Here is a 12,180-nt window from a genome sequence, read left to right as displayed (position 1 = left end):
TTAAAGGCATGAAATTAGATATTTTGGCATTTGCTGCCCATCCTGATGATACGGAATTGAGTTGTGCAGGTACCTTAGCGGCTCATATCGCTCAAGGATATAAAGTTGGAGTAATAGATTTTACAAGGGGAGAGATGGGAACCAGAGGGTCAGCCGAAATTAGGGAGGTAGAGGCTCATAATTCAGCAGAAATTTTAGGGCTTTCTGTTAGAGATAATTTAGGCTTTGAGGATGCTTATTTTAAAAATGACAAAGAACATCAATTAGAAGTGGCCAGGGCTATTAGAAAATATCAGCCCAATATTGTATTAGCTAATGCTATAAGAGATAGACATCCTGATCATGGTAAAGCAGCTGAATTGGTGAAAAATGCTTATTTCTTGTCAGGATTAAGCAAAATAGAACTGATGGATGAGGAGGGTGATGCTTTGTTGCCATGGAGACCAAAATCAGTATATCATTATATTCAGAGCGATGCTATAGAACCCGATTTTGTAGTAGATGTAAGTGAATTCTGGGACCAGAAAATGAAAGCAATTAGTGCTTTTAAATCACAATTTTTTGATCCTAATAGCGATGAGCCAGAAACATTTATTTCTTCGCCAGCCTTTATGAAAATGGTGGAGGCAAGAGGTGTAGATCACGGGCATAGCATTGGCGTTCAGTATGGTGAAGGTTTTACTATAAATAGAAATTTGGGCGTGCAAGACTTACACCATTTGCTATGATGTATATCATAATCGATTAAATATAAATTAAGCGGGAGGTTTATATCTTTGCACTATATAAACTGATTCTTATGTCAATAACCATAACTACTCCCGCACTTTTATTTCCTGCCATTTCCCTTTTATTGCTGGCGTATACTAATCGCTTCTTAGCCATAGCCAGTTTAATAAGAAGCCTCTATGATAGGCATAAGGAAGACCCAGATATGATTTTAGTGGGCCAGATCAATAATTTGAAGTCAAGATTGACGCTCATTAGAAATATGCAAATTACTGGTGTTTTTAGCTTCTTCCTTTGTGTATTAAGCATGTTTATGCTATTTCAAAATAAAGAAACTTGGGGAAATTATATATTTGGAGCTAGTATGATTTGCCTTCTAGTAAGTTTAGCCATCTCTTTGAGGGAATTGCAAATTAGCACTTACGCTTTAAATATTGAACTTAAAGACATGGAAGATTAACTAGTAGTGTTTAACTCTGTATCATTAACAGGGGTGAGCTTATACAGTTCGGCATTCTTTTTTGGAGTAATTGGTTTATTAGTAAACTCTGCGTACTCTCTTGTAAATGCCGCACCAAAATACATGATCATAGAAGAGTAAAAAATAAATAATAGAAGGGCCATGATAGAAGCCGAAGTGCCAAAAATGTTGGTGATGTTATCGGTTATTAAAAAGTGGCCTAATATATATTTTCCAATGTTGAAAAAAATAGCAGTGAAGAGCCCTCCAATAATCGCTGTTTTCTTGCTTAGCTTACCATCTGGCAGATAGTTGAACAAGATAGCGAACCACAAGGTTACCGTAATAAGTGATAAAATGATACTGATTATTTTGATTATTATCGCATCAATTTGAGGGATAATTTCATCTAAATATTGGTTCAAAACCGCTATAGAAGCATCGGCTACTAAAGATCCAAAAAATAGCAGCCCACTTGTAATAATTAATATTAGCGAAATAAGCCTTTGAGTAAGGTTTTGCTTTATAGGTGTAGAGGTTTTGGTTCTAATACTCCATATTCTATTTATAGCTTCTCTAATAACATGGAAAAGTGTAGTAGCTACAAATGTTAAGAACAAACTACCAAAAATGGTAATCCATGTGCTGCTGGCCTGTTTTCTGAAGTTTTGAACTATATTTTGTATAGTAGTAGCTGTATTTAGCCCAAAGTATTTTTGTATTTCATTAAATAAAGATTCTGATAGCACTTCTTGTTTAAAGTATAGACTCAGTATGTTTACCAGAATAATGATAATTGGAGGCAATGAAAATAAAGTAAAAAATGCGGTAGATGATCCTAAAATTAAAGGTTGGTTTCGTTTAAGCGTTTTAAATGCGCAAACAACCAGATCTAGATAATTTTTTATTTTATTCTTAGGTGTATTCACAGAAGCCATTTAGCTATTATAATAAAAGTTAACCATTAGAAGTCAGGTTGTTCTAACTTTTTTATAAACAGATTAAAATGCAATACTAACCTTTCCTTACAATAAGTTACGTCAAAGCAGCACAATTTTTGTTATGTTTATGCCATGATTAAATACTCTCATCTCTATTTTTTACTCATACTATTTATCTCTTCCGCCTGCCATAGTTATAAAACTAAAATAATAGAAAAAGGCATTTCTGCAGAGTTGGCTGCTTCAAGAAAGTCAAATATTAGAAATATAAAGTATGCGCTGAATTTTAATATCCATGAAGATGACTCTCAGCCTATCGAAGGCCATGAAAGGTTAACATTCAGTTTAGTAGAAAGGCAAGAAGTAATTCTTGATTTTAACGTTGATAAGGGAAGAGTGAATAATGTGGTTGTAAACGGAGAGAATTCTGAGATTACTCTAATCAATGAACATATATTAGTTTCTAACAAAAACCTGGTTCGAGGTGAAAATGTTATAGAAATTGATTTTATCGCAGGCGAGAAGTCATTGAACCGAAGAAGTGATTACTTATATACGCTGTTTGTTCCGGATAGAGCATCTACTTGTTTTCCTGTTTTTGATCAGCCAGACTTAAAAGCGAAGTATCAACTTACGCTGGAAGTACCTGCAGAGTGGAAAGCAGTGGCAAATGGCGGGCTAAAGCATAAGGAGGTTGTAGATGGAAGAGCTACTTATGCTTTTAATGAAAGTGCGCCTATAAGTTCTTACTTATTTGCTTTTTCAGCAGGTAAATTTGATGTGGTGAGCCGTAATATTAATGGCTATACAGTAAATATGTATCATCGTGAAACAGATTCGGTAAGGCTTAATAATAATATAGATGAAGTATTTCGATGGCATGAAAAATCTATTAAATGGCTTGAAGCCTATTCTGGTATCAAATACCCTTTTGAAAAGTTTGATTTTGTATTGATTCCTAGTTTTCAGTATGGCGGCATGGAGCATCCCGGCTGCGTGCTTTACAAAGCACAAGGTATTCTTTTAGATGAGTCATCTACTTTGCAACAGCAATTGGGCAGGGCAGAAGTAATAGCGCATGAAACGGCTCATATGTGGTTTGGTGATTTAGTAACCATGAAGTGGTTTGATGATGTTTGGTTAAAAGAAGTATTTGCCAATTTTATGGCATCGAAAATAGTGGATCCAGAATACCCTGAAATCAATCATGATTTACAGTTCTTAATGTCGCACTTTCCTGCTGCGTATGCTATTGATAGAACTGATGGCACTCATCCTATTCAGCAAAATTTGCATAATTTAAAAAACGCAGGTACGCTGTACGGTTCTATCATATACCATAAGGCGCCTATTGCCATGCGTATGTTGGAAGAGGCCGTAGGAGATAGCACTTTTCAGAATGGCTTGAGAAAATACCTTACCACCTATAGCTTTGATAATGCCAGTTGGGATGACCTGATTAACATATTGAGTGATGACGTTTCATTCGATATAAAAAAATGGAATCAACAATGGGTAAAAGGAAAAGGCATGCCAACAGTTAAGTATAGCCAGAATAATAGCAGTATTTTAATTAATACCTATGAGAAGGAGGGAATAGCCAAGAGTTGGCCTCAGAAATACCAAGTGTTAGTTCAAACCGGAGCAAATGATACTTTGGTAGCCATAAATGGATTAGATACTTTAAAGCCCGTAAATATAACGTTGAAAGAAAATGCTAATGTGTATTTAAATGCACGTGGCAGAAGTTATGGGTATTTTGATGCAGATTCAGTTTTGTTAGTAGAGCAGCTTAATGGTATAGATTCATTGTTGCCCGCAGAATTTAGAGGGGCAACTTGGTTAAATCTATATGAAGCAATGCTGAGGGGTAAGATTGCTCCTGTACAACTATTGAAGAAATGTGTTAATAGCTTGTCTTCAGAGAAAGAAAACCTGATAGTGAATTACATAGCTGATATCACAGTATCTGTTTTTTGGCATTTTATTTCAGACGATAAAAGGATCAAAATAGCTCCTATGTTAGAGGGGGTGTTGTTAAATATGGTTTTGAATACTTCAGATGAAAGACTGAAGGCTACATACTTTAATGCCTTGGTAAATGTGAGTATTACCAACGGCAGTTTGAATATATTAGAAAAGTTATGGGCTCAAGACATGGAGGTGGAAGGTTTACATTTGGCAGAAAGAGATTATACCAGGTTAGCTTTAGAGTTAGCTCTGCGCAATATTCCGAATGCTGACACTATATTAACACAGCAGCTGCAGCAAATTACTAACCCTGACCGGAAGGCCAAATTTCAATTTGTTTTACCTGCGGTGTCGAGCCAGCAGCAGGTGCGAGATGATTTTTTTGCGTCACTTCTAATGGAAGCTAATCGTGTTAATGAAGATTGGGTGTTGGATGGATTGTACTATTTGCATCATCCATTAAGGGCCAAGAGTAGCGTTAAGTACCTTGAACAAAGCTTAAATATCTTGCCTGAAATTCAGCTGACAGGAGATATTTTTTTTCCAAAAGGTTGGGTAGGGAGATCTTTACATGGGCATACCAGTGAGGAGGCTGCTGCCATAGTGCAGAACTATCTCGATAGCAATACCACATTACAAGCGAACCTTCGAAACAAAATATTGCAGTCATCCGATATATTATTTAGAGCGTCTGTTTTAAAAAAAGATTAAGATTCATATTATGCTTAAAATAGCTTGGAGACCCAACTACGTGCTTTCATTGCCTCCAAATCATCGTTTTCCGATGTCAAAGTATGAACTACTCCCAGAGCAACTACTTTATGAAGGCACAGTTAGTGATGATAATTTTTTTGCACCCGAAAAGGCTACGGCTGAAGTCATTCAGAGAGCTCATACAAAAGATTATTATTATCGTTTAACTAATTTACTACTCGATAAGCACGAAATAAGAAAAACAGGTTTTCCACTAACCCAAGAGCTGGTAGAAAGAGAGGTGCATATCGCTCAGGGCACAGTACAGGCAGCATATTATGCATTAAAGTATGGCGTTGCCATGAACATAGCCGGAGGCACACACCATGCATTTACAGATAGAGGTGAGGGCTTTTGTTTATTTAATGACATAGCTGTTGCCGCATACGATTTACTGGCTAATACAGCTATTAAAAAAATACTGGTGATAGATTTGGATGTACATCAAGGAAATGGTACGGCAGAAATCTTTCAAAATGAAAATAGGGTCTTCACGTTTAGTATGCATGGTGCTCATAATTACCCAATGCATAAGGAGAAAAGTGACTTAGATATTAGGCTGCCAGATAAAATTGAGGATAGAGAGTATTTGGCTATATTGGATAAAAATTTAAAAATATTATTGGATCGAGTGGAGCCTGATTTTATATTTTATCAGTCAGGGGTTGATATTTTAGAAACCGATAAATTGGGAAGGTTAGCAGTGACAATGAGCGGTTGCCGGCAACGTGATAAAATGGTGTTGACATTAGCTCATGAAAATAACATTCCATTAACCATATCTATGGGAGGCGGATATAGTGTGCAAATCAAGCATATTATAGAGGCACATGCAAACACTTACCGTCTGGCGCAGGAAATTTACTTTTAGGCTACTTGATTAAAGCCACTATGCTCAGCGTAATAATTGTCAATGGCTTGTAGCAGAGTTTCTTTTCTTTCTGCTAATTCACTAGCCGTAAACATAGGTGCACTTTTGATCCACTCTGGACTAAAATCAACTCTCAATTCTTTTGTTAGAGTATCAGCATAAAGGTAACGAAGCGGTAGCGCTCGTAAATCGTGTTTTCCTTCAGTAAGGTTACTTACGCTTCTTTCTTCAAATATTAAATACAGTTGATCACCTTTTAAATAATCTATTACATGACCAATTTTTCCATAAACGGGATGATAGATAATGGACTCTTGCGGGTTAGGTACTGAAACTCCGTATTTCATGGTGGTGTATTAAGTTTTATGTTATTCACAGGTTGTATAACAAATTTTAATCCATTTTATAACATCTGAAAAAAGGCTTTATGTGACAGTAAATACTCATACACTATGGATTATGTTACTCAGTACTTGTGGAAATACGTGCCTTAAGGTTAAATAGTGACTTGGCAGCATATTGGTATTCATAATGGTGAAACGATTTAGAACCGTTAAACAATAAAATTATGAATACTACAGATAAAATTATAGATAAATTAAATCACCTGATTACCCGTAATTATGATGCTGAGTATGGCTACAGAGAGGCCTTGGAGGAGGTGAATAATTCTGAATTGAAAACTTTCTTCAAGACTTATATAGAGCAGAGATATAAGTTTGGTCATGAACTGAAAGGAGAGATTCAAAACCTAGGAGGCAAAGTGAAAAAGAGTGGGACAAGTGTGGCAGGAGATATCCATAGAAAATGGATGGACCTGAAGCATGCCATTACAAAAAATGATGAAGAAAGTATTTTGGAGGAATGTAGAAAAGGGGAGATGGCTATTTGGGAAGATTACAATGAGGCTTTGGGATTAGAAGCCTTGCCAGAATCTACTCATATCTTGCTAAGAGACCAGAAAGCAAAAATAGACGAAGCTCTTTTTCAAATAATGGAGCTGAAAGATAATTTTCATGTTGCTCACGATTAATTAATATACCAAAATATTAACCATATCAGGCCACTTTAAGAAGTGGCCTTTTTATTATTGCAATTCTAAATTATAAGCAGACCTATGAAATTTGGAAAACCTGAGGATAATAAGCTTTTAGATCAAGTTGATTTTACTTTGCCGGAGGATAATGAGTATACTGCTCGTGTGTTAAAGAAAGGCACAGCTCCATTAAAAGTTCACGTTGGCTGTGCTAAATGGGGCCGAAAGGAATGGGTAGGGCTGATATACCCTAAAGGAACTTCGGAAAAGAATTTTTTAAAGGAGTATGTACATAACTTTACTGGTATTGAATTAAACACCACATTTTATAGCATTAAAAAGGAGAATGTTATTAAATGGAAAGAGAATGCACCCGAAGGTTTTAAATTCTGTCCTAAGTTTTCGAGAAGTATTAGTCACATTAGGCGGCTCAATGATGAAGCGCAGCCACTTACTGATTACTTTCTGGAGGCTGCTTTAGAGTTTGGTGACAATTTAGGACCTGCTTTTCTTCAGATGCCAGATAACTTTAGCAGCAAATACCTGAGTAGGCTAGAGGCTTACTTGAAATCTCTGCCTGAAGACTTTGAAATGTTTTTAGAGCTTAGAGGAGAGTCTTGGTATGATGATGCGGTAGTTTTTAATGAAGTGTTTGATATGTGCGAGGACTTGAAAAAAGGAGTTATAATTACTGATGTAGCCATGCGGAGAGATGTTTTGCACCAAAGGCTGACTGTTCCTAAAGCATTTGTTAGATTCAATGGGTATAACTTTCATCCTTCAGATTATAAACGATTAGATGAATGGGTGAAAAAAGTAAAACAGTGGCAGGAGCATGGCTTAGAAGAACTACACTTTTATGTGCACCAAGAAGATGAAACTAATACGCCTAAAACGTGCGATTATTTTATTAAAGGGCTCAATAAAGCTTGCAATTTGCAGCTTCAGCTACCAAGGTTTCAGCAGCAATTTGAATTAAGTTTTTAGCATCCATGGGTAGCATGATTACGCCATGCCCTGGGGGTTATTCCTTCATGGTTTTTAAACGCTCTAATGAAATGAGATAAATTTTCGAATCCACAAGAAAAACAAACTTGGGTGATGCTGGCAGCTTGATGCTTTAACTCATGCTTAGCCAGTTTTATTCTTTCTTTAAGAATGTATTGTGAAGGGGTTTCGCCTAAACTTTCTTTAAATTTCTTATAAAAGCTGGCTCGGCTCATGCCCCCTTTTTCTGCCACCTTATCTAAATTAATTTTAGATCTTAAGTTTTCCTTTATAAAAGCAATAGCAGAAGCTAGCGCATTATTGGTGGAGAGCGCATTGTAGTTAGCAGAGAAGATGTAGCGTGCCTGTGTTTGCATAAGCCTCACTAGTAATTCCTGTTCTGTTAATTCAAGCATATAGTCTTTTACCCTGCCTTGTTCATTTTGGGCGATGTTAATAATTCTGCCAATTATATCAGAGAGCTCTAAGGTATTAGTCAAGTGAATTAAGTTAGGGTCTAGTTGCCACTCTCCCCAATTTGGAGCTTTAGGTTTTCTTTCCTGCAGGCCATTGATAGTCCTATTTATAATATCCTTCGAGATACTGATGGCAAGGCACTTTGTAGGTGATTGCATTGTGGCTTCAGGAAAATCTATTTTTAATGTGGATTGGGCTGGAACAATAACTGATTCTCCAGGTAAGTAATTAAATCTGTTTGAACTACCCACTGACATGATTTTTCTGCCCTGCAGCATGCTGGTTAATGCAAAATCATTAAACGAAAGTTCAACATTCAGAGCCTGCTGGTGAGTTTCAAATAAATGCAATTCAGAATTTTCGAAAGTGAAGGTCGATTGGTTTTCTATTAATGATAAAAGTCTGTCTTTATCGCTAGTAAGCGAGGTTTTAATGAAATACCCTTGCATATCTATTCATTTTATGTTTATCATTATTGTATTTATATCAATTTCGCTATTTTTTTGATAAAATAATAATTTAAATCGTTTGCTATTATTGAAATTGACCATTTTTGTACCATGAGTCTATTTATATAGACGCTGAGCAAAGTTTTAGTATAAATAAACCTGTAGCTTGATGTTTTTATAAACTACGCTACTATGGAAACTTTAACGCAAGAATCACAGGCCGTAAAACGGCCAAATTTCAAACCCCATTATGACCATTTTATTGGAGGAGAGTGGGTAACACCTAGTTCAGGAGAATATTTTAATAACATAAGTCCTATAGACGGGAAGCCATTTACCAGTGCTGCTCGTGGTAATAAAAACGACATAGACAAGGCGTTAGATGCCGCTCATAAGGCTTTTGAAAAATGGTCGGTTACTCCAGCAGCAGAGCGCAGCAATGTTTTACTCAGAATAGCCGATATTATAGAGCAAAACTTAGAATATCTGGCTCAGGTAGAGACGGTAGATAATGGCAAGGCCATAAGAGAAACCAGAGCAGCTGATATACCACTTTGTGTTGATCATTTTAGGTACTTCGCTGGGGTGATAAGAGCAGATGAAAGCACCATGTCTGAGCATGATGCCAATACCGTAAGTCTTAACTTACAAGAACCATTAGGTGTAGTAGGGCAGATTATTCCTTGGAATTTCCCTCTATTAATGGCATGTTGGAAAATAGCACCTGCTTTAGCTGCTGGCTGCTGCACGGTGGTAAAGCCGGCAGAGCAGACCCCTACCAGTATCATGATACTCATGGAGCTTATTCAGGAAGTATTGCCTCCTGGGATTATCAATGTTGTAACAGGTTTTGGTCAAGAGGCAGGAAAGCCGCTGGCTACATCTCCTAGGGTGGCCAAAGTAGCATTTACCGGAGAAACTACTACAGGTAGACTGATCATGCAATATGCTTCTGAAAACCTTATTCCGGTAACCATGGAGCTGGGCGGTAAGTCTCCAAATATATTTATGCCAAGCATTATGGATGCTGATGATGCATTTTTTGATAAATGTATTGAAGGAGCCGTTATGTTTGCACTTAATCAAGGTGAAGTATGTACTTGCCCGTCTCGTATGTTAGTTCACGAATCAATTTATGATAATTTCATAGAGCGAGTAGTAGCGAGAACAAAAGCTATTAAATTGGGTAATCCTTTGGCTGATGACACTATGATGGGAGCACAGGCTTCTAACGATCAGTATGAAAAGATACTTTCATACTTTGATATTGGAGAGAAGGAAGGAGCCGAAGCACTTTGTGGAGGCCGTGCAGCTAAGCTTAATTCTGGCTTGGAAGGAGGCTACTATATAGAACCTACCATATTAAAAGGGCATAATAAAATGAGAGTTTTTCAGGAAGAAATTTTCGGGCCTGTTACTTCTGTAACCACGTTTAAGGACACAGAGGAGGCTCTTAATATTGCCAATGATACACTTTATGGATTGGGAGCGGGGCTATGGACTAGAGATGCCCACGAAATTTATAAAATGCCCCGAGCCATCAAAGCTGGTCGTGTTTGGGTAAACTGCTATCATGCTTATCCGGCACATGCGCCTTTTGGAGGGTATAAGAAATCAGGGTTTGGAAGAGAAACACATAAAATGATGCTGAATCATTACAGAAATACCAAAAATATGCTCATATCTTATGATAAAAACAGATTAGGATTTTTTTAGTGTATAACCAGTTTCTAATAGTATTAACCGGCAGGTGCAAAAGCGTGAAGAGTGACTTTTACCTGTCGGTTATACTTTTTTACATTACAAATATGGTATCAAGAATAGACGCAACGGAAAAGGCTCTTGAAATAATCAATGAATTGAAGACATTGTATGGTGATCTCATGTTTCACCAAAGTGGAGGTTGCTGTGATGGCTCTTCGCCTATGTGCTTTGAAAAAGGAGAATTTAGAATTGGGGATAATGATGTGAAGCTGGGTGAAATAGCAGAGACCTCTTTCTATATGTCAAGAGATCAATTTGAATACTGGAAACATACCCACCTCACCTTAGATGTGGTTCCTGGAAGGGGATCTAGCTTTTCTTTAGAAATTCCGATGGGAATACGGTTCATTATTAAGTCAAGGTTGTTTACTGAAGCTGAATTAGAATCCTTGGATAAGGAAAAAATTTCATAAAAAATAATTTTATTAATAGAATTAGATGAGTTGCTACCACATTTCATAAACACCTATACTTATGAAAAAGCAACTTAAAGTTACTATCGCCTAACCTAGCCATGAGGCGTGACCTAAAAGTTTATAGTATCATAATTAACTTCTTATTCGCTTCAAAATAATACTTTCTCCATTCCATATTTTAAACTACACCTTTAATAGTAATTAAGGAATCATTTAATAAGTAATATTATACTTATAATATCCGGAAAATATACCGCTAAGTAAATTGTTCATTTTCAATGGAATATGATTTTAACAATTTTTTATTTACCTAATTGAATGATATATTAATATTTTTACTTAACTTAATTTTATATTAGTTGTGTAAGGGACATAAATGTTCGGTCATACGGATATTAGGCGATATTAGATGGAAGTAAAAATATCAAATGGACAGAACATAATTCAATTACTTTTTGATGAATTCGCAAGTTGTTTAGTAATTGAAGGAACAGCACTAACGGTTAATTGGCCTGATTGTGCTGGTAGTGTAGGAGAATACTATGCTTTATCCAATTTTTCTTCTGATAAGCGAAAAACTTTAACCCATAGATTAAATCAAGTTTTGATTGAAGGAACTAAAGAATAGGTATTTGATTCAGTTGCTTTTTATCCATACCCTTATGATAAATCAAACATATTTTTTACTACTCCGAATGAATCAATAGATAAGGAAAGGGTAGATTACTATAAAGAGCTAATTCAAACTGGTTTACGACCAAAAACAATTACCTATGAATTATACAGTCCAATAAATGCTGACTTTACAGCTTGTTATTTATTAGATGGCCATCACAAGACAAAAGCTTATATCGAATTGGGAATAGATATCCCTAACATATCGATTATAAAAACAGAGGAAGTAAATGATCAAACACAGAGTATTTTACACGCTAGTGCTCCAATTCTAAAAGATTTTGAGTTTGAACATTTCTTAATAGAAAATGATGAGAATTTAAAAAATGTAGACTTTTTAAATGACTCCTTCCTAACGGCTAAACTGGATGAAATTTTAAGTAAAAGAAGTCGACTTGGAATTGGGATACTCAAACTTTTTCTAAAACTAGATAATTCTAAAGATGAGATTTATCTCAGTTGGTTAATTGAAAGACTTAAAGTTCTCTCGAAAAATCAAACTATGGGTAAAGGGCTTATTTTAAGGTACTATGGATTCAGTGAAAGCCTGAACTGCGATTGTTGGACTTATGATGAAATAGAAAACATAACAGATTTTAACAATTGGATAAAGAAAACATTGCCTAACAATGTGTATAATGCATAGCTATC

Annotated in this window: 13 protein-coding genes; 10 read left to right on the top strand and 3 right to left on the bottom strand. The window is 36.0% G+C overall.

The window, feature by feature from the left end:
• Positions 1-8: 8 nt before the first annotated feature.
• Entirely contained in the window at positions 9-728 is a 720-nt protein-coding gene (gene bshB1, locus ACXACQ_RS18440; protein ID WP_474977459.1) for a bacillithiol biosynthesis deacetylase BshB1, read from the top strand.
• 71 nt (positions 729-799) lie between these two features.
• Complete coding sequence (locus tag ACXACQ_RS18435) at positions 800-1,189, top strand: DUF2721 domain-containing protein (RefSeq protein ID WP_474977458.1); 390 nt, start codon at positions 800-802, stop codon at positions 1,187-1,189.
• Here the strand turns inward: ACXACQ_RS18435 and ACXACQ_RS18430 are convergent.
• Positions 1,186-2,118, bottom strand: coding sequence for a YihY/virulence factor BrkB family protein (locus ACXACQ_RS18430; protein WP_474977457.1), 933 nt, complete (start codon positions 2,116-2,118; stop codon positions 1,186-1,188). The genes ACXACQ_RS18435 and ACXACQ_RS18430 overlap by 4 nt on opposite strands.
• Positions 2,119-2,262: 144 nt before the next feature.
• On the opposite strand from ACXACQ_RS18430, the gene ACXACQ_RS18425 reads away from it, so the two are divergent.
• Both ACXACQ_RS18425 and ACXACQ_RS18420 read left to right on the top strand, forming a co-directional pair.
• Positions 2,263-4,812, top strand: coding sequence for a M1 family aminopeptidase (locus tag ACXACQ_RS18425; RefSeq protein WP_474977455.1), 2,550 nt, complete (start codon positions 2,263-2,265; stop codon positions 4,810-4,812).
• Positions 4,813-4,822: 10 nt separating this feature from the next.
• A complete protein-coding gene (locus tag ACXACQ_RS18420) occupies positions 4,823-5,725 on the top strand; it encodes a histone deacetylase family protein (RefSeq protein ID WP_474977454.1) in 903 nt (300 codons plus the stop codon).
• Here ACXACQ_RS18420 and ACXACQ_RS18415 read toward each other — a convergent pair.
• Entirely contained in the window at positions 5,722-6,072 is a 351-nt protein-coding gene (locus ACXACQ_RS18415) for a hypothetical protein (RefSeq protein ID WP_474977453.1), read from the bottom strand. The two genes, ACXACQ_RS18420 and ACXACQ_RS18415, sit on opposite strands and share 4 nt — an antisense overlap.
• 221 nt (positions 6,073-6,293) lie before the next feature.
• On the opposite strand from ACXACQ_RS18415, the gene ACXACQ_RS18410 reads away from it, so the two are divergent.
• Both ACXACQ_RS18410 and ACXACQ_RS18405 read left to right on the top strand, forming a co-directional pair.
• The gene (locus ACXACQ_RS18410) at positions 6,294-6,758 is read left to right on the top strand and encodes a ferritin-like domain-containing protein (protein ID WP_474977452.1); all 465 of its coding nucleotides are present in this window, start codon (positions 6,294-6,296) and stop codon (positions 6,756-6,758) included.
• An 84-nt stretch (positions 6,759-6,842) separates the two neighbouring features.
• A complete protein-coding gene (locus tag ACXACQ_RS18405) occupies positions 6,843-7,748 on the top strand; it encodes a DUF72 domain-containing protein (protein WP_474977451.1) in 906 nt (301 codons plus the stop codon).
• Here ACXACQ_RS18405 and ACXACQ_RS18400 read toward each other — a convergent pair.
• Positions 7,745-8,674 (bottom strand): AraC family transcriptional regulator, encoded by a 930-nt coding sequence (locus ACXACQ_RS18400; protein ID WP_474977450.1) that lies wholly within the window; start codon positions 8,672-8,674, stop codon positions 7,745-7,747. The genes ACXACQ_RS18405 and ACXACQ_RS18400 overlap by 4 nt on opposite strands.
• Positions 8,675-8,866: 192 nt before the next feature.
• Between ACXACQ_RS18400 and ACXACQ_RS18395 the strand changes: the two genes are divergently transcribed.
• From ACXACQ_RS18395 to ACXACQ_RS18380, 4 genes are all read left to right on the top strand, one after another.
• Complete coding sequence (locus ACXACQ_RS18395; protein WP_474977449.1) at positions 8,867-10,390, top strand: aldehyde dehydrogenase family protein; 1,524 nt, start codon at positions 8,867-8,869, stop codon at positions 10,388-10,390.
• A gap of 92 nt (positions 10,391-10,482) precedes the next feature.
• A complete protein-coding gene (locus ACXACQ_RS18390) occupies positions 10,483-10,851 on the top strand; it encodes a DUF779 domain-containing protein (RefSeq protein WP_474977448.1) in 369 nt (122 codons plus the stop codon).
• A 412-nt stretch (positions 10,852-11,263) separates the two neighbouring features.
• On the top strand, positions 11,264-11,482 hold the full coding sequence (locus ACXACQ_RS18385; RefSeq protein WP_474977447.1) for a hypothetical protein: 219 nt from the start codon (positions 11,264-11,266) through the stop codon (positions 11,480-11,482).
• A 228-nt stretch (positions 11,483-11,710) separates the two neighbouring features.
• On the top strand, positions 11,711-12,175 hold the full coding sequence (locus tag ACXACQ_RS18380; protein ID WP_474977446.1) for a hypothetical protein: 465 nt from the start codon (positions 11,711-11,713) through the stop codon (positions 12,173-12,175).
• Positions 12,176-12,180: the final 5 nt, after the last annotated feature.

Source organism: Fulvivirga sp. AWR4_260, assembly GCF_056158185.1.
This window is presented reverse-complemented; position numbering and strand designations above follow the sequence as displayed.